The sequence below is a fragment of the Pseudomonas sp. KK4 genome (assembly GCF_001984065.1).
Classification (GTDB): Bacteria; Pseudomonadota; Gammaproteobacteria; order Pseudomonadales; family Pseudomonadaceae; genus Aquipseudomonas.
In genome coordinates, this window is sequence record NZ_LYVP01000024.1 from 42,023 (window position 1) to 65,426 (window position 23,404).

General features: G+C 62.1%; 20 protein-coding genes. 7 read left to right on the forward strand and 13 right to left on the reverse strand.

The features are described from left to right. Positions 1-31 precede the first annotated feature (31 nt). Both B0W55_RS11325 and ilvD read left to right on the forward strand, forming a co-directional pair. Complete coding sequence (locus tag B0W55_RS11325) at positions 32-1,246, forward strand: Bcr/CflA family efflux MFS transporter (protein WP_077046087.1); 1,215 nt, start codon at positions 32-34, stop codon at positions 1,244-1,246. 298 nt (positions 1,247-1,544) lie between these two features. Then, the gene (ilvD, locus tag B0W55_RS11330; RefSeq protein ID WP_077046088.1) at positions 1,545-3,386 is read left to right on the forward strand and encodes a dihydroxy-acid dehydratase; all 1,842 of its coding nucleotides are present in this window, start codon (positions 1,545-1,547) and stop codon (positions 3,384-3,386) included. A gap of 70 nt (positions 3,387-3,456) precedes the next feature. Here the strand turns inward: ilvD and B0W55_RS11335 are convergent, their stop codons facing one another. Together B0W55_RS11335 and B0W55_RS11340 are read right to left on the reverse strand one after the other, a co-directional pair. Further along, the gene (locus B0W55_RS11335) at positions 3,457-3,744 is read right to left on the reverse strand and encodes a DUF6124 family protein (protein WP_077046089.1); all 288 of its coding nucleotides are present in this window, start codon (positions 3,742-3,744) and stop codon (positions 3,457-3,459) included. Between the two features lie 548 nt (positions 3,745-4,292). Next, a complete protein-coding gene (locus B0W55_RS11340; RefSeq protein ID WP_077046090.1) occupies positions 4,293-5,348 on the reverse strand; it encodes a phosphorylcholine phosphatase in 1,056 nt (351 codons plus the stop codon). Positions 5,349-5,588: 240 nt separating this feature from the next. On the opposite strand from B0W55_RS11340, the gene B0W55_RS11345 reads away from it, so the two are divergent. Beyond that, positions 5,589-6,980 (forward strand): L-cystine transporter, encoded by a 1,392-nt coding sequence (locus tag B0W55_RS11345; RefSeq protein ID WP_077046091.1) that lies wholly within the window; start codon positions 5,589-5,591, stop codon positions 6,978-6,980. Between the two features lie 110 nt (positions 6,981-7,090). Here B0W55_RS11345 and B0W55_RS11350 read toward each other — a convergent pair whose 3' ends face one another. Then, a complete protein-coding gene (locus B0W55_RS11350) occupies positions 7,091-7,603 on the reverse strand; it encodes a dihydrofolate reductase (RefSeq protein WP_077046092.1) in 513 nt (170 codons plus the stop codon). A 100-nt stretch (positions 7,604-7,703) separates the two neighbouring features. Here B0W55_RS11350 and B0W55_RS11355 point away from each other — a divergent pair, with 100 nt between their 5' ends. Continuing rightward, positions 7,704-9,068, forward strand: coding sequence for a DUF2868 domain-containing protein (locus tag B0W55_RS11355; RefSeq protein ID WP_077046093.1), 1,365 nt, complete (start codon positions 7,704-7,706; stop codon positions 9,066-9,068). Further along, positions 9,061-10,425 (forward strand): GTPase/DUF3482 domain-containing protein, encoded by a 1,365-nt coding sequence (locus tag B0W55_RS11360; RefSeq protein ID WP_077046094.1) that lies wholly within the window; start codon positions 9,061-9,063, stop codon positions 10,423-10,425. The genes B0W55_RS11355 and B0W55_RS11360 overlap by 8 nt, the downstream gene beginning before the upstream one ends. A gap of 185 nt (positions 10,426-10,610) precedes the next feature. On the opposite strand, the gene B0W55_RS11365 is transcribed toward B0W55_RS11360, so the two are convergent. From B0W55_RS11365 to B0W55_RS11395, 7 genes are all read right to left on the reverse strand, one after another. Then, a complete protein-coding gene (locus B0W55_RS11365; RefSeq protein ID WP_077046095.1) occupies positions 10,611-11,036 on the reverse strand; it encodes a hypothetical protein in 426 nt (141 codons plus the stop codon). 86 nt (positions 11,037-11,122) lie between these two features. After that, entirely contained in the window at positions 11,123-11,689 is a 567-nt protein-coding gene (locus B0W55_RS11370; protein ID WP_077046096.1) for a phosphonate degradation HD-domain oxygenase, read from the reverse strand. A 149-nt stretch (positions 11,690-11,838) separates the two neighbouring features. Then, positions 11,839-12,864, reverse strand: a complete 1,026-nt coding sequence (locus B0W55_RS11375; protein WP_077046097.1) for a putative 2-aminoethylphosphonate ABC transporter substrate-binding protein — start codon at positions 12,862-12,864, stop codon at positions 11,839-11,841. Between the two features lie 50 nt (positions 12,865-12,914). Then, complete coding sequence (locus B0W55_RS11380; protein ID WP_077046098.1) at positions 12,915-14,639, reverse strand: putative 2-aminoethylphosphonate ABC transporter permease subunit; 1,725 nt, start codon at positions 14,637-14,639, stop codon at positions 12,915-12,917. Continuing rightward, entirely contained in the window at positions 14,639-15,706 is a 1,068-nt protein-coding gene (locus B0W55_RS11385) for a putative 2-aminoethylphosphonate ABC transporter ATP-binding protein (RefSeq protein ID WP_077046099.1), read from the reverse strand. The genes B0W55_RS11380 and B0W55_RS11385 overlap by 1 nt, the downstream gene beginning before the upstream one ends. Positions 15,707-15,932: 226 nt before the next feature. Further along, on the reverse strand, positions 15,933-16,796 hold the full coding sequence (locus B0W55_RS11390) for a LysR family transcriptional regulator (protein ID WP_077046100.1): 864 nt from the start codon (positions 16,794-16,796) through the stop codon (positions 15,933-15,935). Positions 16,797-16,812: 16 nt separating this feature from the next. Beyond that, positions 16,813-19,044 (reverse strand): heavy metal translocating P-type ATPase, encoded by a 2,232-nt coding sequence (locus B0W55_RS11395; RefSeq protein WP_077046101.1) that lies wholly within the window; start codon positions 19,042-19,044, stop codon positions 16,813-16,815. Positions 19,045-19,128: 84 nt separating this feature from the next. Here B0W55_RS11395 and cadR point away from each other — a divergent pair, with 84 nt between their 5' ends. Beyond that, a complete protein-coding gene (gene cadR / locus B0W55_RS11400; protein ID WP_077046102.1) occupies positions 19,129-19,578 on the forward strand; it encodes a Cd(II)/Pb(II)-responsive transcriptional regulator in 450 nt (149 codons plus the stop codon). A 124-nt stretch (positions 19,579-19,702) separates the two neighbouring features. Here cadR and B0W55_RS11405 read toward each other — a convergent pair whose 3' ends face one another. The 3 genes from B0W55_RS11405 to B0W55_RS11415 all read right to left on the reverse strand — a co-directional run bounded on the left by B0W55_RS11405 (position 19,703) and on the right by B0W55_RS11415 (position 22,408). Further along, positions 19,703-20,674 (reverse strand): thymidylate synthase, encoded by a 972-nt coding sequence (locus tag B0W55_RS11405; protein WP_077046103.1) that lies wholly within the window; start codon positions 20,672-20,674, stop codon positions 19,703-19,705. A gap of 48 nt (positions 20,675-20,722) precedes the next feature. Then, positions 20,723-21,535, reverse strand: a complete 813-nt coding sequence (gene lgt / locus B0W55_RS11410; RefSeq protein ID WP_077046104.1) for a prolipoprotein diacylglyceryl transferase — start codon at positions 21,533-21,535, stop codon at positions 20,723-20,725. 90 nt (positions 21,536-21,625) lie between these two features. After that, positions 21,626-22,408 carry a sulfite exporter TauE/SafE family protein gene (locus B0W55_RS11415; protein ID WP_077046107.1) on the reverse strand — a complete coding sequence of 261 codons (783 nt, stop codon included), beginning with the start codon at positions 22,406-22,408 and terminating at the stop codon, positions 21,626-21,628. A 131-nt stretch (positions 22,409-22,539) separates the two neighbouring features. Between B0W55_RS11415 and B0W55_RS11420 the strand changes: the two genes are divergently transcribed. Next, positions 22,540-23,286 (forward strand): NRDE family protein, encoded by a 747-nt coding sequence (locus tag B0W55_RS11420; protein WP_077046105.1) that lies wholly within the window; start codon positions 22,540-22,542, stop codon positions 23,284-23,286. Positions 23,287-23,404: the final 118 nt, after the last annotated feature.

Here is a 23,404-nt window from a genome sequence, read left to right on the forward strand (position 1 = left end):
GCCCTCTCTCACGGACCGAGCAGACTGAAAAATGACGCAACGTGAAACGAGCAAAACCCCGACCCTTGTGCTGTTGATGACAATGACCCTGCTGGGCGTCTTTCCACTTGATGTTGTGCTGCCGTCCTTCCCGGCGCTGGCTGAACACTTTCGCACTTCCCCATCCGACATCGCGCTATCCGTCAGCCTGTTCGCTATCGGCCTGGCGCTGTCCGTCGTGCTTGTCGGGCCGCTGTCGGATTGGTGGGGGCGCAAAAACCTGTTGCTGATCGGTATCGCCATCACGATTGTCGGTGCAACGGGCTGCCTGCTGGCCCGCGAATACAGCGAGTTCCTGCTGTTTCGGATTATCCAGGCAGTGGGCTGCGGGTCCTTTGTGCTGTCACAGGCGTTGATTCAGGATTTGTTCGTCGGCAAGGAACAGCAGCGAATCAGGATCTGGATGACCACCGCCAGCGGCGTGTTCATTTCCCTATCGCCGCTGCTTGGAACCTGGCTGCAAATGCACCTGGGCTGGCAGGGCAGCTTCTATGTCTTTATCAGCTTGGCCGGGATTGTCTGGATGAAGGCCCGCGTCATGCTCAAAGACATCCCGCGCAGCCGTGATGGGTTGCCGGGGCGCTGTTTCAGCGCCTATTGGCGGCTGTGCTCTGATCTACGTTTCATGGGTTATTGGCTTATTTCGGGCCTGGCGTTCGCCTGCCATTTTTCATTCATCGTCATCTCGCCCATCATTTTCATGGAGCGTCTCGCATTCTCGCCCTATGAATATGCCTGGGCATTGCTGCTGTATGGCGTGGCGTACGTGTTTGGCGGGATCGTTGCCAGCGCGCTGCATCGGCGTCTGTCGGCCAATTCGCAGATCGTTATCGGCCTGGTGCTGATCGCACTGTGCGGGTTGATCATGCTGTGGCTGGCGAATCAGTTCGGCCTCACGGCGGCGGCAGTCTTGGTCCCGATGCTCATTTGTACCGCCGGCACCACGATCGCCAGGCCTATCGCCAACTCCAAAGCCATGAGCCTCTATCCGCAGGATGCCGGTACGTCCTCCTCGGTCGGCGGCGTGATGATTTTCCTGTGCGGTGGCGTGATCAGTATGGTGATCAATCTCGCGTCCGAAGACCTGACCGCAGCCCTGTCCCTGTGCTTCCTGACCCTGAGTGCAACAGGCCTGGGGTTGAACGCGCTGATCAACCGCCGCGCCCCCTGTAGGAGCGAGCTCGCTCGCGATGGACGCCAACGATAACGCTGGAAACCTGACACCCCACAGTGTTCTCGAGTCCATCGCGAGCTCGCTCCTGCAGGGTTGTGGCTTTCCGCACGTCTCGTGAACGCTTGCAGGCATTCCCTCCAGCCACCAGCCGTGTAGAATCGCGACATTCATCGCCAGTCATCCCCGGCGGGTTTATGAGCTCAAGCTGAAGCGCGCGGCGATCCCGCAAAGTTATCGGCAACTTCTGTACACACGGCCATTTCTGAGTGTTCCAGACGTCACTAGAAGCTCACTTCCCTTTTGATACCTGATTAGCCGCCCGGAGTGCTTCATGCCTGATTACCGCTCGAAAACATCCACCCACGGCCGCAACATGGCCGGCGCCCGCGCACTGTGGCGCGCCACGGGGATGAAAGATGACGACTTCAAAAAGCCGATCATCGCCATTGCCAACTCCTTCACCCAGTTCGTACCGGGCCACGTCCACCTCAAGGACCTGGGCCAACTGGTCGCCCGCGAAATCGAACGCGCAGGCGGCGTAGCCAAAGAATTCAACACCATCGCCGTGGACGACGGCATCGCCATGGGTCACGACGGCATGCTCTATTCGCTGCCGAGCCGCGAGATCATCGCCGACTCCGTCGAGTACATGGTCAATGCCCACTGCGCCGACGCCATCGTCTGCATCTCCAACTGCGACAAGATCACCCCCGGCATGCTGATGGCCGCCTTGCGCCTGAACATCCCGGTGATCTTCGTGTCCGGCGGCCCGATGGAAGCCGGCAAGACCAAACTGGCCAGCCACGGCCTCGATCTGGTCGACGCCATGGTGATCGCCGCCGACTCCAGCGCTTCTGACGAGAAAGTCGCCGAGTACGAGCGCAGCGCCTGCCCGACCTGCGGTTCGTGCTCCGGCATGTTCACTGCCAACTCGATGAACTGCCTGGTCGAAGCCCTGGGCCTGGCCTTGCCGGGCAACGGTTCGACCCTGGCCACCCACAGCGACCGCGAGCAGTTGTTCCTGCAGGCCGGCCGCACCATCGTCGACCTGTGCAAGCGTTACTACGGCGACAACGATGAGTCGGTGCTGCCGCGCAACATCGCCAACTTCAAGGCGTTCGAAAACGCCATGACCCTGGACATCGCCATGGGCGGTTCCACCAACACCATCCTGCACTTGCTGGCCGCCGCCCAGGAAGCCGAGATCGATTTCGACCTGCGCGACATCGACCGTCTTTCCCGTCACGTGCCGCAACTGTGCAAGGTCGCGCCGAACATCCAGAAGTACCACATGGAAGACGTGCACCGTGCCGGCGGGATCTTCAGCATCCTCGGCTCGCTGGCCCGTGGCGGCCTGCTGCACACGCAGCTGCCGACCGTACACAGCCGCAGCATGGAAGAAGCCATCGCCAAGTGGGACATCACCCAGACCACCGACGAAGCGGTGCACCACTTCTTCAAGGCCGGCCCGGCAGGCATCCCGACGCAAACCGCGTTCAGCCAGTCGACCCGCTGGGAAACCCTGGACGACGACCGTGAAAACGGCTGCATCCGCAGTGTCGAGCACGCGTATTCCAAAGAGGGCGGCCTGGCCGTGCTGTACGGCAACATCGCCCTGGACGGCTGCGTGGTGAAAACTGCCGGCGTCGATGAGTCGATCCACGTGTTCGAAGGCAACGCGAAGATCTTCGAGAGCCAGGACAGCGCGGTACGCGGCATCCTCGCCGACGAAGTGAAGGAAGGCGACATCGTCATCATTCGCTACGAAGGTCCGAAAGGCGGCCCGGGCATGCAGGAAATGCTGTACCCGACCTCCTACCTGAAATCCAAGGGCCTGGGCAAAGCCTGCGCCCTGCTCACCGACGGCCGCTTCTCCGGCGGCACTTCGGGCCTGTCCATCGGCCACGCTTCGCCAGAAGCTGCGGCCGGCGGCGCGATCGGTCTGGTGCAGGACGGCGACAAAGTCCTGATCGACATTCCGAACCGCTCGATCAACCTGTTGATCAGCGACGCCGAACTGGCTGCCCGCCGCGTCGAGCAGGACAAGAAAGGCTGGAAACCGGTGGAAGTGCGTCCACGCAAAGTGACCACCGCCCTGAAAGCCTACGCCCTGCTGGCCACCAGCGCCGACAAGGGTGCGGTACGCAACAAGGCGATGCTGGACGGTCTGTAAGCCTTAACCGCCGCCCATAAAAATGCCCCGCCATGTGCGGGGCATTTTTTTGCCTGATCAAAACTGCAGGTTATTGCTGCGGGTCGAGGTTATCCAGCGCCTGATTCACTGCCAGCTCACCCAACATGATGATCTGCGCAATGCCCAGCATCGTGCTGCGCTGAGTGCCTTCCAGCAGCGCGGCGAAATCACTGGTCATGACACTGGCCGAGGCGAGGGATTCGCAGGCGTGGACCAGCAGGGTTTCGGTATCGAGGTCGGGCGCGACCACAAATGTATGGCTGGGTTTGCGCGGGGTGGCGTTGACGCGGGCGTACAGGTCGTCGGTTTCCGGTGGATCGGGGGTGATTTTCAGCATTGATGAATCTCCTGGAATATAGGAGCCATCACCTTCGCTACCAAACGAAAGGTGGCGGCCATACGCAGGTTGGTAGACCGGTCCAGGAACCCGGCGCGTTCGAAAACGCCCCACGCATGACCACCATAAAGCAGAGACGAAAAAACCTGCCAACGGTGTAGCTACGCGCCTGGAAAATCCGGGCTACCAAACCCGATCGCTGATGAGCAGCGACCGGCAAACGATAGAAGCCGGCACCCAGGTGCACAAGTCGGCGGATTCTGAAGTAGTCGTAGTCCGTTACGCAAGAATGTGCAGGTTCTGACTGTCAGAAAATGTCGATCACCCCTGAACCTTGATGCTATGTCGACTGGCCTCTTCGCGGGCAAGCCCGCTCCCACAGGGATCTTTGGTGTTTGCACAATCTGCGTTTCACCACAAAACCTGTGGGAGCGGGCTTGCCCGCGAAGAGGCCGGCACATTCACCATCAAAGCTGTATGACGCCCTGCATTCCCGAGCAGGCTCGCACATTTATCCCGGTTCGCAGTGAGAGCGAGCCTGGTTTCGCTTACTGAATCTCCTGCGGCGTCACCACCACCCAGTTCTTGTCCGCCGTCACCGGCAGCCCTTCCTTGGCCTGGGCCGCGGCGTTCTTGGCCATCATGCCTTGGATCTGGGTCATGTATTTGTCCTTGCGGTTGACCCACAGGTGGATGCCGCCCTTGGCCACGTCGACGCTGTGGAACAGCATGTAGCCGTCGCTGGTCGGCGTATCGCCGCCGACCAGGACTGGTTTTTTCCATTCGTCGATGTAGGTCAGGATGGCCGCCTGCTTGCCGGCCATCCAGGTGGCCGGGGTCCACAGGTAAGGGGTGAGTTGGAGGTCGAGGTTGGCCTTTTCGTCGTACTTGCCGGCGGTGATCTGTTTGCGGGCGGTGGTGAGTTCGCCGGTTTTCGGGTCCTTGAGCAGCATCGACACGCCGATCACGTTCTGCGGTTTGACGTTGTAGCCGTACTTCGGATCGGCCGCGACCATGCGCACCAGTTCTTCGGAGGCGGCAGTCATCACGTACACCTCGATGCCGTTCTCCATCAGCTTGTTGTAGAGCTCTTGCTGGCCGGTGAAGATTTTCGGCGGGTTGACGTCGAGGGTCTTGACCACGTCGCCCTCATAATAAGTAGCGGGTACCGGTTTGCCCGACGCCATCAACTCATCGACGTAGCCCTTGAGTTCCTTGAGGGTGAAGCCGGAAAACACCTGGGCGACCCATGGGTAGCACACCATGTCGTCGACTTCGCAGAGGCGGTAGTAGTAGCTGAACAGGCTTTCCTTGTGGTCGGCGGTGTCCTTGAACGGCATCAGTTTCAGGGAGGGATCGAGTTTTTCGCGGGTGATCAGGCCCTTGTTTTCCATGAACGGCAGCAACGACTCTTCGAGGTCGTAGCGGTAACTGGTGTTGTCCATGTCGAACACCGCGTAGTTACCCTTGTTGGCGTTGGCCGCGATCATCGCGTCCAGGGCCTTGGCCTGATCGGCTGGCCAATGTTTCAGATCAGTCGCCAATGCCTGGCTTGCGAGGCCAATGCAGATTGCTGCTGCCAGAAATTTCGGTGCGAATTTCATCAACGCTTCTCCGTGCATGAAAAACATCGACGCTAACAAATACCTGTGACAGTCCTCGTCTGTCAGCGACCGCTAGCGTACCCATCACGCCAGATGCATCCCCCACAGCGACATGCGCTTATTCCAAAAACGACAGTTTCAAGACGTTTTTGATATTAATTCATTAGATTTCAAGCTGTTAGGCTTGCCGGTTCGCAGCTGCCCCGGAAGGCAGTTCGCACATGTCTAATGGGAGTTCCAATGAATCTGCCGCTGATTCTCAATCTGCTGGTGTTCCTCGCCCTGCTCTTCGGTCTGGCGCAAACCCGCCACACCACTTGGAGCCTGGCGAAAAAAGTCCTGCTCGCCCTGGTGCTGGGCGTGGTGTTCGGTGTCGCTTTGCATACGGTTTACGGGACCGGCAACCCGGTGCTCAAAGCCTCGATCGGCTGGTTCGATCTGGTGGGCAACGGTTACGTGCAACTGCTGCAAATGATCGTCATCCCGCTGGTGTTCGCTTCGATCCTCAGCGCCGTGGCCCGTCTGCACAATGCCTCGTCACTGGGCAAAATCAGTTTCCTGACCATCGGCACGCTGCTGTTCACCACTGCCATCGCGGCGTTGATCGGTATCGGCCTGACCAACCTGTTCGGCCTCACCGCCGAAGGCCTGGTCGCCGGCACCCAGGAAATGGCGCGTCTGCAAACCATTCAGACTGACTACGCCGGCAAGGTCGCCGACCTGAATGTGCCGCAACTGCTGCTGTCGTTCATCCCGCAAAACCCGTTCGCCGACCTAACGCGGGCCAAGCCGACCTCGATCATCAGCGTGGTGATTTTCGCCGCGTTCCTCGGTGTCGCGGCACTGCAACTGCTGAAGGACGATGTCGAGAAAGGTCAGAAAGTGATCAACGCCATCGACACCCTGCAAGCCTGGGTGATGCGCCTGGTGCGCCTGGTGATGAAGCTGACCCCGTACGGCGTGCTGGCGCTGATGACCAAAGTGGTGGCTGGCTCCAACCTGCAGGACATCATCAAGCTCGGCAGTTTTGTCGTGGTGTCGTACATCGGCCTGGGGCTGATGTTCGTGGTCCACGGCGCGCTGGTCTCGGCCGCCGGGATCAACCCGCTGCGCTTCTTCCGCAAGATCTGGCCGGTGCTGACCTTCGCCTTCACCAGCCGTTCGAGCGCCGCGACCATTCCGCTGAGCATCGAAGCGCAGACCAGCCGTCTGGGCATTCCGCAATCGGTGGCCAGTTTCGCCGCTTCGTTCGGCGCGACCATCGGCCAGAACGGTTGCGCGGGTTTGTATCCAGCGATGTTGGCGGTGATGGTAGCGCCGACCGTGGGCATCAACCCGTTGGACCCGCTGTGGATCGCGACGCTGGTGGCGATCGTGACCCTGAGTTCGGCCGGTGTGGCGGGCGTGGGCGGTGGTGCGACCTTTGCCGCGCTGATCGTGTTGCCGGCCATGGGCTTGCCGGTGTCACTGGTAGCGCTGCTGATTTCGGTTGAGCCGTTGATCGATATGGGGCGTACGGCGTTGAACGTGAGTGGTTCGATCACGGCCGGGGCGATTACCAGCCAGGTGATGCAGCAGACGGATAAGGCGTTGCTGGAGGCGGATGAGCATTCGGCGTTGGCGCAGGCTTAAGTCTTTCAGCGACTGAGCGGGCCTCTTCGCGAGCAAGCCCGCTCCCACATTGGACCGAGTCCTTACAGGCAACGCGGTCAACTGTGGGAGCGGGCTTGCTCGCGAAGCTCTCAGGCCTTTTCCCAGACTTCGAAGTTGTACGCCGGCTTGTCATCCACCGCCGGATTAACAACGTTCGACACCAGCTTCCATTGGCCCGGATCAAACTCCGGAAACCACGCATCCCCCTCCGGGCTCAGCGCTACGCGCGTCAGATACAAGCGATCGGCCTGCGCCAACCCTTGCGCATACAACTGCGCCCCGCCAATCAGCATCAGCTCATCGACGCCTTGCTCCTTCGCCCATGCTTCGGCGCGAGCCACGGCGGCTTCCAGCGACGGGTAGACTTCCGTGCCTTCCAACCGCAAATCCGCCTGACGGCTGACCACGATGTTCAAGCGACCCGGCAGCGGACGACCGAGAGAATCCCAGGTCTTGCGACCCATGATGATCGGCTTGCCCAGGGTGGTGGCCTTGAAGTATTTGAAGTCCCCCGGCAAGTGCCAGGGCATGGTGTTGTCGACGCCGATCACGCGGTTTTCACCGAGGGCCGCGATCAGGCTGAGGGGGAGTGATTTAGTCATGCCGGCGAGGATACCAGAGGCTCGGCTTCTCGCAACGTGGCCCCCCGACCGGCGTCACAGCGGTTATGCTCTGAGCTCAATCCAAGCGACGGGATGCCGCGTGACTGAACTGAATAACCTCTGGTTGACGGAAACCATCCGCCTGCGCGAAGAACACGCCGGCCCCCTGGAGGATCTGGAAGCCAACCGCCTGGCCCGCAGCGCGGGCGGCGACCTGCCCACGCGCATTCAACGCCGGGCCTTGTGGCTGGCCGAACGCGATGGATTGAGCGGAGCACTCATCCATTGGCTGCAAGGCGCGCGACTGGCGCTGATTGTGCTGGCGGTGTTGGCCGTGGTCAGCGGTGCGGGTCTGGCGTTTGCCGCGCTGAGCCAGTCGCCGGTGAATGTGTTCTGGGCCCTGGGCAGCCTGCTCGGGCTCAATCTGATTTTGCTGCTCAGTTGGGCGCTGGGCCTGCTGTTCGCCGGCGAACACGGCGCCAGCCTCGGGCGCTTGTGGCTGTGGCTCAGCGAAAAACTCGCCCGGGATGCCAAGGCCGCACAACTGGCCCCCGCGTTGCTGCTTTTATTGCAACGCCAGAAACTCAATCGCTGGGCCATCGGCGTGCTGGTCAACGGCCTGTGGCTGCTGGCAATGCTTAGCGCGCTGGTCATGCTGCTGACGCTGATGGCTACCCGGCGCTATGGCTTCGTCTGGGAGACCACCATTCTCGGTGCAGACACGTTTATCACCCTGACCCAGGCCCTCGGCGCGCTCCCCGCGCTGCTTGGTTTCCCCGTACCCACAGACGAAATGATCCGCGCCAGCGGCGATGCTGCGCTCAATATCGAAAGCGCGCGCCAGGCTTGGGCTGCATGGCTGGTCGGCGTGCTGCTGGTGTTCGGCGTGATGCCGCGCCTGCTGCTGGCGCTGTTTTGCCTGTGGCGCTGGAAAACTGGCAAAGCGGCCTTGCAACTGGACCTGAACCTGCCCGGCTACGCGCAACTGCGTGAACGCCTGATGCCCACCAGCGAACGCCTGGGCATCAGCGATGCAGCGCCCGAGCAGCTGCATCGGGTCCAAAGCGGTGTCAGTGAAGCGCAATCCGACGGCGCGCTGCTGGTGGCCATCGAGCTGGACGAGCAACGCCCATGGCCGCCGCCACTGCCGAAGAATGTGAGCAATGCGGGCATTCTCGACAGCCGCGAATCGCGCAATAAACTCCTCGAGCAGCTCAGCCGCTTTCCCCCGGCGCGCCTGGCCGTCGCCTGCGATCCACGGCGCTCACCGGATCGCGGCAGTCTGGCGTTGATCGCTGAACTGGCCCGCAGTGCCAGCGCCACCCGGGTCTGGCTGCTGCAGCCACCCCCCGGCGAAGCGTTGGACGCCGATCGCCTGGGTGACTGGCATGTGGCGCTCCAACAGTTGGAGCTGCCCTTTGCCGATTGCGCACCCTTGAACTGGCTGGAGACCGGCCATGACTAAGCCTCTGAAGCTCGCGGTGGTCGGCCACACCAACGTCGGCAAAACCTCATTGCTGCGCACCCTGACCCGCGATGTCGGTTTCGGTGAAGTGTCCCATCGCCCCAGCACCACGCGGCATGTCGAGGGCGCTCGCTTGTCGGTGGACGGCGAGCCGTTGCTCGACCTGTTCGACACGCCGGGCCTGGAAGACGCCATCGCCCTGCTCGATTACCTCGACCGCCTGGAGCGCCCCGGCGAACGGCTGGATGGCCCCGCACGCCTGGCGCGATTCCTCGAAGGCAGCGAAGCGCGGCAACGGTTCGAACAGGAAGCCAAGGTGCTGCGGCAACTGCTGACCTGTGATGCCGGGCTCTATGTGATCGACGCCCGCGAACCGGTGCTGGCCAAGTACCGCGATGAGCTGGAAGTGCTGGCCGGTTGTGGCAAGCCGCTGCTGCCGGTGCTGAATTTCGTCAGCAGCGCCAATCACCGCGAACCGGCATGGCGTGAAGCCCTGGCGCGTCTTGGCCTGCATGCTCTGGTGCGCTTCGACAGCGTGGCGCCGCCGGAGGATGGCGAACGTCGGCTCTATGAAAGCCTCGCGCTGTTGCTCGAACACGCCCGGCCGCAGCTGGAGCGGTTGATTGCTGATCAGCAGGCGCAGCGGCAGGCGCGCCAGCAGAGTGCCCAGCGGTTGATTGCCGAATTATTGATCGATTGCGCCGCTTGCCGGCGCAGCGTGGCCAGCGAGGCCGAACAGGAGCAGCAGGCCATCGGTGAATTGCGTAAAGCCGTCCGCCAACGGGAACAGCGTTGCGTCGAAGCCTTGCTCAAGCTCTACGCCTTTCGCCCGCAGGACGCCGCCGCCAGTGACTTGCCGTTGCTCGATGGCCGTTGGGGCGATGATTTGTTCAATCCCGAAACGCTCAAGCAACTGGGCGTGCGAGTCGGTGGTGGGATTGCGGCGGGCGCGGCGGCCGGGGCTGGGGTGGATTTGCTGGTGGGCGGTTTGACCCTTGGCGCTGCCGCATTGGCCGGAGCCATTGCCGGTGGCGCCCTGCAAACCGCGCGCAGTTATGGCGGTCGATTGCTGGGCAAGATCCGGGGCCAGCGTGAGCTGACCGTGGATGACAATGTGTTGAGATTACTGGCGTTGCGGCAGCGGCAATTGCTGCAAGCGCTGGAGGCCCGCGGGCATGCGGCGATGGACAGCATTCAGGTGGCGACGCCACAGGATAAATCCTGGCGTGAGGGGAAACTGCCGGAGGCGCTGAGCAAGGCCCGGGCGCATCCGCAGTGGTCGTCGCTCAATGCCCATGCGCGGTTGAATCAGGCGGAGCGGCAGGAGCAGGTGGAGGTGTTGGCGCAGCAGTTGTAGCTGTCTTGTTGGAGTGTCGGGGTGGCAGTGCGGGCCTCTTCGCGAGCAAGCCCGCTCCCACATTGGAATGCGCTCCACCTGTGGGAGCGGGCTTGCTCCCACATTGGAATGCGTTCCACCTGTGGGAGCGGCGGTGCGACGATTCGACTTGCTCGCGAAGGCCGCGCCTCGGTTTCAGATCAGCATCACTGCCAGCCCAACTTCAGGAATTCCCGCACCAGCGCATTGACCCGGGTGCGGTCCGTGCGATCGGCGCGGCCGTCGTTGTCCACATCGGAACACAGCACAATCTCGAACGCGCCATCGTTATCGAGGTCATGGACAGCCGCCTTGTACTGGATGACCGACCCTTCATTGAAATGCAGCCTGACCGACTCCGGCGTGCCATCGCCGCTGGGGTTCAGCGAGAACATGCGCAGGTGCCGCTCCTCACCTTCGCCGTCGTTGAACCATCGACATTTGAGGTAGTTGGTGCCAAAGGTTCTCAGCCGCCGAACTTCGTCGGCGGTCGCTTCACGCAGCAGCGTGTCATCTTCAAAAAACCGGTACCGGAGCGTATCGGCTGTCCCTTCCCCGCTCAGATCCTGTGCAATCACTTTCAAATAACGCATGCCTGTTCCTCCTTGTGGAAGGCTCAGCTTGAGCGCTGACAACAAGGGGAACCATGCAAGTTTTTCTCTATCACTCGTCAGATTGTTCAGCAGGCCTCGCGGGATAACACGCCAACGGCCTTGCGCTTGAGCACTTCAAGATCGATCACTGGCACGTGCATTTCCTTGGCCAGTTCGTCCCACTGGCGCATGCGCAGGCTCACCTCGCACAACGGGTCTTGCTCGAATGCGTCGGCCTCGGCTTCGGTCATCACCCCGCCCTGATATTCCAGGGTCCGGCGGCTGGCTTCGCTCAGGCGTTCGTAGTACCCAGGCTCCCGCAGCGTCAGGTAGCGCTTGGCCTGAACGTGGTACTCCACCAATCGGGCCATGCGCTCACTGAAGCCAGCGCTGCGCAGGTAGTCAGCGCCCAGCCGTTCATGGCTGACCACACCAAAGCCGCCCATGTTCTCGGCACCTTCGGCGCAGATGTGCCCGATGTCGTGGAAGAATGCAGCGAGTACCACCTCGTCATCGAAGCCTTCGGCCATGGCGCATTGGGCGGCTTGGGACATGTGTTCGATCTGCGATACCGGTTCGCCGATGTAGTCGCTGTTGCCGAAGCGCTCGTACAGCGCGAATACCTTGGCGACGGTTTGTTCGTTGGGGGTCATCAGACGTCTCGATGAAGTGAGGGTTGCGGTGAATCATAGGCCGTCTTCGCGAGCAAGCCCGCTCCCACAAAAGGACCGCATTCCACTGTGGGAGCGGCGGTGCGACGATTCGACTTGCTCGCGAAGAGGCCCTGTCAACCGATGAAGATTTACTTGGCCGCCACTTTCTCGGACTTGCCGTCATACCGCTTGCGCCACTCGGTCAGAATCTCATCGCGATTCTTCGAGGCCCAGGCAAAGTCGTTCTTGATCAAACGCTGCTCATAATCGGCCGGCAATTCGGTTTGCGGCTTGGCAATGCCCGGCTGGGCGAGCACCGCAAAGTTCTCTTTGTACAGCTCCATCGCCTGCGGACTGGCGGAGAAGTCGGCGAGTTTCTTCGCCGCGTCTTCGTGCGGCGTGCCCTTGATCACGGCGGTGGCCTCGATCTCCCAGCCCAGGCCTTCCTTCGGCAGGATGATGTCCAGCGGTGCGCCCTGACGCTTCAACTGAACGGCCGGGTATTCGAAGGAAATGCCGATCGGGAATTCGCCCGCCGCGGCCAGTTTGCAAGGCTTGGAGCCGGAGTGAACGTATTGGCCGATGTTCTGGTGCAGGTCGTCCATGTACTGCCAGCCCTGCTTCTCGCCGAAGGTCTGCAGCCAGGCGCTGACGTCGAGGAAACCGGTGCCGGACGAGGCCGGGTTGGGCATGACGATCTTGCCCTTGTACTCAGGCTTGGTCAGGTCTTGCCAGCTCACTGGCTTGGTCAGGCCCTGCTTTTCGGCTTCGACGGTGTTGAAGCAAATGGTCGCGGCCCAGACGTCCATGCCGACCCAGGCCGGTGGGTTGGCGGCGTCGCGGTAGTTGCCGCCGATCTTGCCCAGGTCCTTCGGCGCGTAGCTTTGCAGCATGCCTTGCTGGTCGAGGATCGCCAGGCTGGACGCGGCCAGGCCCCAAACCGCGTCGGCCTGCGGGCGGGCTTTTTCCGCCAGCAGCTTGGCGGTGATGATGCCGGTGGAGTCACGCACCCACTTGATCTCGACATCCGGGTTGGCCTTCTCGAAAGCGTCCTTGTAGGTCTTCAACTGCTCGGCTTCGAGGGCGGTGTACACCGTCAACTCGGTTTTCGCCGCAAAGGCGTTCAGGCTGAAAGCGGTGAGGACAGCAGCGGCCAGGGCCATAGGCTTGAACATGATCTTTTCCTGTTTTTGAGTTGAAAGGCTTTGGGTTTGAGCAGAGGCAATCAATGACCGGGCGCGGTCTGCCGCCAGGCCTGGGAACGGCGCAGCAAGCCGCGCGAAGCCCAGGCCAGCAGCAGCGACACGCCCGCCGAGGTGAACAGAATCAGGGTCGACATCGCTGCCGCGCCGCCGACGTTGCCGGCGTCATCCATGTTCAGCACCGCCACCGCCGCGAGGATGGTGTCGGGGCTGTAGAGGAAGATTGCCGCCGAGACGGTGGTCATGGCCGAGACGAACAGGTAGCGCACGATGTCCAGCAGCGCCGGCAGGCAGATCGGCACGGTGACCCGCAGGTAGTGCCGATACAGCGGTGCCTTGAGCGACAGCGCGGCAGCTTCGAACTCGGCGTCGAGCTGACGCAGCGCCGTGGTCGCCGTCATCTGCGCAGTGGTCAGATAGTGAGCAATGGTGCACACCACCAACAGCGTCATGGTCCCGTACAGCACATGCAGCGGGTTGCCGGTGAGGTTGAAAAAGAAGACATAGCCCAGGCCGAGCACCAGCCCCGGCACCGCCATCGGCACGAAACTGAGCATGCGCAGGGTCAGGTTCAGGCCGCGCTGGCCCTTGGTTTTTTCCATCAGGTAGGCGCCGGTAAAAATCATCACGCTGCCGATCAGCGCCGTGCACAGCGCCATCTTCACGCTGTTGCCGTACGCCAGCCAGCCACCGCCCGCGGTGTCGTTGAACTGGTAATGGTTGAGCGAGAGGGACAGGTTGTAGGGCCAGAATTTGACCAGCGACGAGAACACCGCCATGCCGAATACCAGCATCAAGGCCGCGCAGATCAGCAGCACGATGACCAGGTAGCAGCCGTCACGCAGCTTCGACGGCGCCGGTTTGAACACTTGGGCACGGCCGCTCATGGAGTCGCCATGACGCCGGCGCAACCAGGCATCGACCCCGAAACTGAACAGCGCCGGCAGCAGCAACACCATGCCGATCAAGGCGCCTCGCCCGAATTGCTGCTGGCCGACCACGGCTTTGTAGGCTTCCAGCGCCAGCACTTGATAGTCGCCGCCGACCACCACGGGCACGCCGAAGTCGGTAATGGTCAGGGTGAACACCAGGCAGAACGCGGCGAACACTGCCTGACGCGTCGCCGGCCAGGTGATGCTGCGAAAGGCCTTGGCCGGACTGGCGCCCATGCTCGACGCCGCGTCGAACAACCGCGCATCCGCCAAAGAAAGCGCTGACAGAAGAATCATCAAGGCGTGTGGGAAGGTGTAGATGACCTCCCCCAGAACGATGCCCCAGAAACCGTAGATATTGTCCGAGAGCAAACCGCGCAGCATGCCTTGGTTACCGAACAGATAGACCAGTGCAATGCCCGGCAGCATCGACGGCGCCATCAGGGGCAGCAACGAAATGCCGCGCCACAGGCCTTTGCCCGGGATCAACGTGCGTTGCAGGCCGTAGGCAAACAGGTAGGCCAGGGGTACGACAATGGCCGCGACGCTGAGGGAAACCTTCAGGCTGTTGCCGAGCAGCCAGTGGAAATTCTCACTGGTCACCAGCTCCTTTGCAGCGAGCCAGCCACCGCCCTGGCCAGCCTCGGAACTGAAGCCACGCCAGAAGATCGCCAGCAACGGCATCAAGACTGCGATGCCCAGCAACGCCAGCAACAGGACCTTGCCGCCGACCACGAAAATCCGGTCGCCGATCTCGGCCCGGGAGACCTGCCGCACCTGCTTGCGCGGGAGCGGCAGCGCGATGTTCGCGCTCATCAGGCGAACACCTGCAGGCTGCGCGGTGGCAAAGCGACCATGATTTGTTGCGCGCCGAGACGCGGCATCGCTTCAGGCGCCAGCTCCGCCAGCAAGGCATGGCCCGGCAGGTGATCGAGTTCGAAGCTCATGCGGCAGCGGTTGCCGAGGAAGGTGATCTCGCGAACCTTGGCCGGGAACAGGTTTTCTTCGTGCACCAGCGGGTTGACGTTGATCGCCTCCGGGCGGCAGAACAGGCGGCCCGACGCGGTTTTGGCGCTGCCGTCGACCAGGCGCATGTTCATCCCGCCGACTCGGGCGTGACTGTCGCTGCCGCTGTCGAACGGCAACCAGTTGCCTTGGCCGACGAACTCCGCCACGAACGGTGTGGCCGGGCGGTTATAGATTTCCTGGGGAGTGGCGTATTGCTCGACCTTGCCGTGGTTCATCACGGCGATGCGGTCGGCCATCAGCATGGCCTCGTCCTGGTTGTGGGTGACCATCAGGGTGGTGATGCCGAGTTCGCGCTGCAATTGGCGCAGTTCGGTGCACAGATGCTCGCGAACGCGGGCGTCGAGGGCCGACATCGGCTCGTCCAGCAGCAACAGCGAAGGTGCTGGCGCCAGCGCCCGGGCCAGGGCGACCCGTTGCTGCTGACCGCCGGACAATTGGCCGGGGTATTTTTTCTCGCTGCCGCTCAGGCCGACCAGCTCGAGCATCTGCCCGACTCGCTGGCGCACTTGGTCGCGGCTGGCGTTCGCCAGGCCGTAAGCAATGTTCGCTTCGACGGTAAGGTTGGGAAACAGCGCGTAGGACTGGAACAGAATGCCGTAGTCCCGGGCCTGGGGCGCCAGGTGGGACACGTCGCGATCGCCCAGGTACAACTCGCCACTGTCCTGCTTCTCCAGGCCGGCGATGCAGCGCAGCAAGGTGGTCTTGCCACAACCGGACGGCCCGAGCAGGCAGACCAGTTCACCGGCCGCCACGTCCAGGGACACATTATCCAGCGCGGTAAAGGCACCGAAGCGCTTGTGCACGCCGCGCACTTTCATCGGTGCGCCGGCGTTGGTCAGGATCGAGTTGTTCATGGGACGGACCTCATCGAGCAGATGAGGGCCATCCTAGGGCTGTAATGCGTCCGTCATATGGCAGTAAGGCAAAAACGGCCGATAGTGGTATTCGGGATTTTTGGTTCATCCCATCGAGCCTTGATTAACCTGTGGCGAGGGAGCTTGCTCCCGTTGGGCAGCGAAGCGGCCCCAAAAAAGGCCTGCTGCGCAGTCCAACGGGAGCAAGCTCCCTCGCCACAGAGATCTAGATGGGCGACATTTCCTGCGCCACGCCGAGAAACGCCGCAGGCAACCGTGCGTTTTTTCGTTCCTTGAGGCAGTACAGGTATTCCGGCAACAACGGCGCGTTCTCGATGGTCAGCACCCGCAGTTGTGGATCGTGAGGGACTTCCTGGCGAGCGATCAGGCTGATGCCGATGTTGCGCAGCACCGCTTCGCGAATCGACTCACGGCTGCCGATCTCCAGCAATGGCCCGAGGCTCACCCCGGCACCGGCCAGCAGCTCTTCGGTCATGCGCCGGGTGGTCGAGCCTGGCTCGCGCATCAATAAGGTATACCCGGCCAGTGCGCTGAGCGGCACGTGTTCGTGGACCGCCAGCGGATGGTTGCGATGTACCGCCAGCACCAGCGGATCGCTGCCCAGCACCCGTCGGATCAACCGCGCATCCTCTAGCAACTGCGAGGACGCCGCGACATCCACCCGGTATTCCTCCAGCGCTTCGAGCACCTGCTGAGAGTTGCCGATTTCCACGGACACTTCCACTTGGGGCAAACGCTCGCGAAAGGTTTTTACCAGGTCGAGGATGTAATACGGCGCCGTGGCGGCGATGCGCAGCGTGCCTTGCACCTGGCCGCTGTTGCGCAGGAAAAACTCGATATCGGCTTCCTGCTGCATCAACGCCTTGACCATCGGCAACAGCCGCGCGCCTTCGTCACTGACGCTGAGTCGGCGACCACCCCGGTAGAACAGTTCCACCGAATACTGACTTTCCAGGTGCCGGATCTGCGTGGTCACCGTGGGCTGGCTCAGGCCGAGCTTCTTGGCTGCCTGGGTAATGCTGCCCAGGCGGGCCACCATGTAAAACGCCTTCAGCTCGGCACTCAGCACAACCGTCCCTCTTCCTCTATTTGCGCAACAGGCGCAAACCGTTGAACACCACCAACAGGCTCACGCCCATGTCGGCAAACACCGCCATCCACATGGTAGCGAGCCCGGCGAAGGTTACCCCAAGAAAGATTGCCTTGATCACCAGCGCCAGGGCGATGTTCTGTTTGAGGATGCTCGATGTCTGCCGCGACAGGCGGATGAAAGCGGGGATCTTGCGTAGATCGTCGTCCATCAGGGCGACATCGGCGGTTTCGATGGCGGTGTCGGTGCCAGCGGCGGCCATGGCGAAACCGATCTCGGCACGGGCCAGTGCCGGCGCGTCATTGATGCCGTCGCCGACCATGCCGACGTTGTGCCCCTGCGCATACAGCGCTTCGATTGCCTGCAGCTTGTCGGTGGGCAGCAGATCGCCTTTCGCTTCGTCGATGCCGACCTGTGCAGCAATCGCCTGGGCGGTGTGGACGTTATCGCCGGTGAGCATCAGGGTCTTGATGCCCAGGTCGTGCAGTTGCTGGATCGCTTCGCGGCTGGATTCCTTCACCGTGTCCGCCACGGCGAACAGCGCCAACGGGCCGGCGGCGTCGAGCAGCAGCACCACGGACTTGCCCTGCTTTTCCAGCGCGAACAGCTTCTCTTCCAGCGCGGGCGAACACAGGTTCAGGTCTTCCACCAGGCGATGGTTGCCCAAGTGGTAAGTCTGGCCATTGATGTCGCCGCGTACACCGCGACCGGCCAGCGCCTCGAAGTTATCCACAACGAGCGACGGTTCCTGTTTATCCACAGCCGCGTTGGCGATGGCCAGGGATACCGGGTGATCGGATCGGCGAGCCAGTGCGGCGGCAATCGCCGGGGCAGTTGCATCGGCTGTTGGGTCGAGCGACAGGTAGTCGGTCTGCACCGGTTTGCCATGGGTGATGGTGCCGGTCTTGTCCAGCGCCAGATAGTCGAGCTTGTGCCCGCTCTCCAGATAGACGCCGCCCTTCACCAGAATGCCTTTGCGCGCCGCCGCCGCCAGGCCGCTGACGATGGTCACCGGGGTGGAAATCACCAGGGCGCAAGGGCAGGCGACCACCAGCAGCACCAGTGCCCGGTAGATCCAGTCGAACCACACCGCGCCCATGAACAGCGGCGGAATCACCGCCACCGCAAGGGCGAAAATGAAGACCGCCGGGGTATAGATTTTCGAGAATTGATCGACGAAGCGCTGGGTCGGTGCCCGCGCGCCCTGGGCCTGTTCGACGGCGTGGATGATCCGCGCCAGGGTCGAGTTGTTGGCGACAGCGGTGACGGAATACTCCAGCGAGCCGGCCTGATTGATGGTGCCGGCAAACACCTTGTCGCCGATGGTTTTTTCCACAGGCAGGCTTTCGCCGGTGATCGGCGCCTGATCGATGCTGGAACTGCCGGACACCACTTCGCCGTCCAGCCCGATGCGCTCACCCGGGCGCACCCGCACGCGCGCGCCCAACTCGATGGCTTTCACATCTTGCTCGACCCAGCTGCCATCGGGCTGCAACACAGTCGCCTGTTCCGGCGTCATCTGCATCAGGCCGCCGATCGCGTTGCGCGCGCGGTCCAGGGACTTGGCTTCAATCAGCTCGGCGACGGTGAACAGGAACATCACCATCGCTGCTTCCGGCCACTGCCCGATCAGGATCGCGCCGGTCACGGCGATACTCATCAGCGCATTGATGTTGAGGTTGAGGTTTTTCAGGGCGATCCAGCCCTTCTTATAGGTACTCAGGCCACCGCTGAGGATCGAGACCAGGGCAATGATCGCCACCACCCAGTTGGGGGCAGCGTTGGTGAAGTGGATAATTTCTGCGCCGAGCGCGGTCACACCGGACAGCGCCAACGGCCACCACGGCTTTTTCTCCGCTGCCGGGGCGGGCGCTTCGATGCCCTGCTCCAGCGGCTCGGCCTGCATGCCCAGGGATTTGATCGCATCGATGATCGGTGCGGTGCTCGGCAGGTCGTGGGTGACGCCGAGCACGCGGTTGATCAGGTTGAACTCCAACTGCTGCACGCCCGTCAGTTTGCCTAACTTGTTCTGAATCAGCGTTTGCTCGGTTGGGCAGTCCATCGCCTCGATGCGAAAACTGCTCAGGCGCGCATTGACGGTCGGCGTTTCGCTGAGTTTGATCAGCGAGGGCGCTGCGGTTTTGGATGAGCAGCAGGAATCGCCGTGCCCACCGTCGTCATGTTTGTGCACAGGCTGCAGCTTGTGGGTGTGTTGAGAGTCGCTCATTGGTCGCGTCCATGAAGGTGCCTGTTGCCAAGTAAAGACCCTGTAGCCACTATAGGGTCAAGCACCCTTTTGGAGATTGTCGTCATGAAGATTGGAGAACTGGCGAAACTCACCGACTGTCCGGTTGAAACCATCCGTTACTACGAACGGGAAAACCTGCTGCCCGCACCGGCGCGCAGCGACGGCAACTACCGCGTCTACACCCAGGCCCATGCCGAACGCCTGACCTTCATCCGCAATTGCCGCACCCTCGACATGACCCTGGAAGAAATCCGCAGCCTGCTGGCGTTTCGCGACAGCCCCCAGGACCAATGCGAAAGCGTCAACGCCCTGATCGACGAGCACATTCATCACGTCAAAGCGCGGATCGATGGGTTGCTGGCGTTGCAGGCGCAACTGCTCGACCTGCGCCAGCGTTGTGGCGAAGGGCCGGATGTCGATCAGTGCGGGATTTTGCAGCGGTTGGAGGTGAGCGGCGGGGTGGTGGCGACGGAGGTGGAGCATTCCCACGTGGGCCGTAGTCACGGCCATTAAGCACACCCCCAGATCCCTGTGGGAGCGGGCTTGCTCGCGAAGGCGGTGTGTCAGACGGATGTTTATCGACTGACATGGCCTCTTCGCGAGCAAGCCCGCTCCCACATGGGATGGGTGTCTGTCTTTAGACCGCCATCGGCGCGGTCATCGGCGCGTGGTGCTGATAGCCCTCGAGCGAGAAATCACTCGGTTCCACCAACTCCAGCCACTGTGGCTGATAAACACCGGTCTTGGCAAACTCCGGCACACGGTCACTGATCACCAGTTTCGGCATCGGGAACGGCTCGCGCTTGAGCTGTTCGTTGAGCATGTCCAGGTGGTTCTCGTAGACGTGGGCATCGCCGATGAAATAGGTGAACCAGCGCGGCGTGTAGCCCGTCAGGCGACCGATCAGGCTCAGCAGCGCGGCGCCTTCGGTGAGGTTGAACGGCGTGCCCAGGCCCAGGTCATTGGAGCGGATGTAGAGGGTCAGGGAGATTTCCTTGGTCTCGACATTCGGGTGGAACTGGTACAGCAAGTGGCAGGGCGGCAGGGCCATTTCATCGAGCTGGGCGCAGTTCCAGCCGTGGAACAGGATGCGGCGGCTGCCCGGGTCCTTGATGATGGTGTCGACGCACTGACGCACCTGGTCGATGGCCTTGTACAGCACCACGTAGGCCTGGCCGTTTTCCTCACCTTCGGCGATCTGGCGATAGCCTTGCTTCAGGGTCTGCTCGATGGCGGCCGGGTTACTGACCGGGATCTGTTTGTACGCCGGCCATTTGCGCCACTGCACGCCGTAAATCTCGCCGAGGTCGTCTTCGCCCTGACGAAACGGGTTGGCCAGCCATTGAGCGTTTTCGTTGGCGTTCTGGTCCCAGACCTTGCAGCCCAGCGCGCGGAACTCGGCGGCGTTGTTCACCCCGCGCAGAAAACCGCACATCTCGCCAATGGCCGATTTGAAGGCCATTTTGCGGGTGGTAATGGCGGGAAAACCTTCCTGCAGGTCATAACGCAACATCGCGCCGGGAAAACTGATGGTGTTCACGCCAGTGCGGTTGGCCTGCTTGGTGCCGTTCTTGATGACGTGGGCGACCAGTTCGAGATATTGCTTCATGAGTTACCTGTGTCCTTGAACCCGGGACCATGGCCCCGGGATTCGAATTTATACGGCTGCCGCTGGTGTCGCCGGGGCGCGGTGGTACGCCAGCCAGATCAGGAACAGCCCGCCGAGGATCATCGGTACGCACAGCACCTGGCCCATGGTCAGCCAGTTCCAGGCCAGATAGCCCAGTTGCGCGTCCGGTACGCGGACGAATTCGACGATGAAACGGAAGATGCCGTAGAACAGCGCGAACATCCCCGATACCGCCATGGTCGGCCGCGGCTTGCGCGAGAACAGCCACAGGATCAGGAACAGCGCCACGCCCTCGAGAGCGAACTGATACAGCTGCGACGGGTGACGCGGCAACTGCGCCGGGTCGCTGAATGGCGGGAAGATCATGGCCCACGGCACGTCGGTCGGCTTGCCCCACAACTCGGCGTTGATGAAGTTGCCGATGCGCCCGGCACCCAGGCCGATCGGCACCATCGGTGCGACGAAGTCCATCAGTTGGAAGAACGACTTGTTGTTCTTCTTGCCGAACCACAGCGCCGCCAGCATCACGCCGATGAAGCCGCCGTGGAACGACATGCCGCCCTTCCACACTTCGAAAATCAGCGTCGGGTTGGCCAGGTAGGCATGCAGATCGTAAAACAGCACGTAGCCCAGTCGACCGCCGACGATCACCCCCATCGACATCCAGAACACCATGTCGGAGAGTTTCTCCTTGGTCCAGGTCGGGTCGAAGCGGTTCAAGCGACGGGACGCCAGCAGCCAGGCGCCGCCGATGCCGACCAGGTACATCAACCCGTACCAGTGGATTTTCAGCGGACCGATGGCCAGGGCCACCGGGTCGATCTGCGGGTAAGGCAGCATTGCGACTCCTCATGAGTTCAAATCAATTCCCGGGCGACGCTGCCACCTCGGGATTAAGCCAGGATTGCGTCGGGCGTCAGAGCAGATGCCTCAGAGTAAAAAGTTCAGGCCGACGAAGAACAGCAAAGCGGCAAACAGCCTTTTGAGCAACTTCGGCGACAGGTTATGCGCCAGCCGTGCACCAAAACGGGCGAAAACCATGCTGGTCAGGGCAATGCCCAGCAGCGCCGGCAAATATACAAAACCGAGACTATGGGCCGGCAACAGCGGATCGTGCCAGCCCAGAATCATGAAACTTAATGCACTTGCCAAGGCGATCGGCAGGCCGCAGGCCGACGAAGTCGCCACCGCCTGCTGCATGGGCACGCTGCGCCAGGTCAAAAACGGCACGGTCAGCGAACCGCCGCCAATCCCGAAAATCGCCGAGGCCCAGCCGATCACCGTGCCGGCCACGGTCAGACCGACCTTGCCTGGCACGGTTCGACTGGCCTTGGGCTTGAGGTCCAGCGCCAGCTGCGCGGCAATCACCAGGGCGAACACGCCGATGATCTTCTGCAGGTTAGGCCCGGAGATCGCCTCAGCCGTCAGGGCGCCGAAACCGGCGCCGATCAGGATGCCGACGGTCATCCACACGAAGATCGGCCAGCGCACGGCGCCGCGACGGTGGTGCTCACGTACCGCGTTGACCGAGGTGAAAATGATCGTCGCCAGGGACGTGCCGACCGCGAGGTGGGTCAGGATCGAAGGATCGAAGCCCTGGGCCTTGAAGCTGAACACCAGCACCGGGACGATGATAATTCCGCCGCCCACGCCGAACAGCCCTGCCAGCACGCCGGCACAGGCGCCAAGCGCCAGATAGAGCAGAAATTCCATGCTGTTGACCACCCAACCCCAAAACCGGAGCGGCATGGTAACGGATGCAAGGCCTCGGGCTCCACTGGATGGCGATGGATACCCGCACGCCGACTGCGTAGAGTGGGCAAAAAACACACAAGGACCACCTTATGTGCCTGATTGTTTTCGCCTGGCGACCGGGGCATGCCCAGCCGCTGATCGTGGCGGCCAACCGCGACGAGTTCTATGCCCGACCCACGCTGCCCCTGGCGCAATGGCCGGAATCGCCCCAGGTGTATGCAGGCCGCGACCTGGAGGCCGGCGGCACCTGGCTGGGTGTCGGTACCCACGGACGTTTCGCTGCGCTGACCAATATCCGCGACCCTCATCGACCGCCAGGGCGCAAGTCCCGGGGTGAACTGGTGGCGCGCTTTCTCACTGGCGAGCTGCCGATTGACGACTATTTAAGCGAAGTTGTCGCACGTTCGCCGGAATATGGCGGGTTTAACCTGCTGGTCGGCAATGCTCATGAGCTGTGGCATTTCAATGCGCGGGAAACGGAAGCGGTGATGCTGCCGCCCGGGGTATACGGGCTGTCGAACGCCGGACTGGACACGCCCTGGCCCAAATTGCTCAAGGCCAGAGCCGCGTTGAGCGCGGTACTGGACAATCCGCAACCGCAGGCGCTGCTGGACTTGCTCAGTGATTCGCAGCAGGCGCCGTTTGCCGATTTACCGGACACCGGCGTGGGATTGGCGACCGAGACATTACTCTCGAGCGTGTTCATTGCCAGCCAGAGCTACGGGACCCGGGCGAGTACGGCGTTGATCGTGCAGGCGGACGGTGCGCGGCATCTGGTCGAAAGAAGTTTCGGGCCCTATGGCGGGCATTTGGGGGAAGTGGACATCAGGATTTGAAGAAATAGACCGTGGCGAGGGAGCTTGCTCCCGCTCGGCTGCGAAGCAGCCGCAATCCCGCCGACGCGATCTTTCCGAAAGAACGCATCCGCCGATTCGGGAGCGCTTCGCGCTCCAG

Bases quoted from the DNA above. Each gene is read 5' to 3' on its own strand.
- B0W55_RS11325 (WP_077046087.1), top strand. From the start codon at position 32: ATGACGCAACGTGAAACGAGCAAAACCCCGACCCTTGTGCTGTTGATG.
- ilvD (WP_077046088.1), top strand. From the start codon at position 1,545: ATGCCTGATTACCGCTCGAAAACATCCACCCACGGCCGCAACATGGCC.
- B0W55_RS11335 (WP_077046089.1), bottom strand. From the start codon at position 3,744: ATGCTGAAAATCACCCCCGATCCACCGGAAACCGACGACCTGTACGCC.
- B0W55_RS11340 (WP_077046090.1), bottom strand. From the start codon at position 5,348: ATGAAATTCGCACCGAAATTTCTGGCAGCAGCAATCTGCATTGGCCTC.
- B0W55_RS11345 (WP_077046091.1), top strand. From the start codon at position 5,589: ATGAATCTGCCGCTGATTCTCAATCTGCTGGTGTTCCTCGCCCTGCTC.
- B0W55_RS11350 (WP_077046092.1), bottom strand. From the start codon at position 7,603: ATGACTAAATCACTCCCCCTCAGCCTGATCGCGGCCCTCGGTGAAAAC.
- B0W55_RS11360 (WP_077046094.1), top strand. From the start codon at position 9,061: ATGACTAAGCCTCTGAAGCTCGCGGTGGTCGGCCACACCAACGTCGGC.
- B0W55_RS11365 (WP_077046095.1), bottom strand. From the start codon at position 11,036: ATGCGTTATTTGAAAGTGATTGCACAGGATCTGAGCGGGGAAGGGACA.
- B0W55_RS11370 (WP_077046096.1), bottom strand. From the start codon at position 11,689: ATGACCCCCAACGAACAAACCGTCGCCAAGGTATTCGCGCTGTACGAG.
- B0W55_RS11375 (WP_077046097.1), bottom strand. From the start codon at position 12,864: ATGTTCAAGCCTATGGCCCTGGCCGCTGCTGTCCTCACCGCTTTCAGC.
- B0W55_RS11380 (WP_077046098.1), bottom strand. From the start codon at position 14,639: ATGAGCGCGAACATCGCGCTGCCGCTCCCGCGCAAGCAGGTGCGGCAG.
- B0W55_RS11385 (WP_077046099.1), bottom strand. From the start codon at position 15,706: ATGAACAACTCGATCCTGACCAACGCCGGCGCACCGATGAAAGTGCGC.
- B0W55_RS11395 (WP_077046101.1), bottom strand. From the start codon at position 19,044: ATGAGCGACTCTCAACACACCCACAAGCTGCAGCCTGTGCACAAACAT.
- cadR (WP_077046102.1), top strand. From the start codon at position 19,129: ATGAAGATTGGAGAACTGGCGAAACTCACCGACTGTCCGGTTGAAACC.
- B0W55_RS11405 (WP_077046103.1), bottom strand. From the start codon at position 20,674: ATGAAGCAATATCTCGAACTGGTCGCCCACGTCATCAAGAACGGCACC.
- lgt (WP_077046104.1), bottom strand. From the start codon at position 21,535: ATGCTGCCTTACCCGCAGATCGACCCGGTGGCCCTGGCCATCGGTCCG.
- B0W55_RS11415 (WP_077046107.1), bottom strand. From the start codon at position 22,408: ATGGAATTTCTGCTCTATCTGGCGCTTGGCGCCTGTGCCGGCGTGCTG.
- B0W55_RS11420 (WP_077046105.1), top strand. From the start codon at position 22,540: ATGTGCCTGATTGTTTTCGCCTGGCGACCGGGGCATGCCCAGCCGCTG.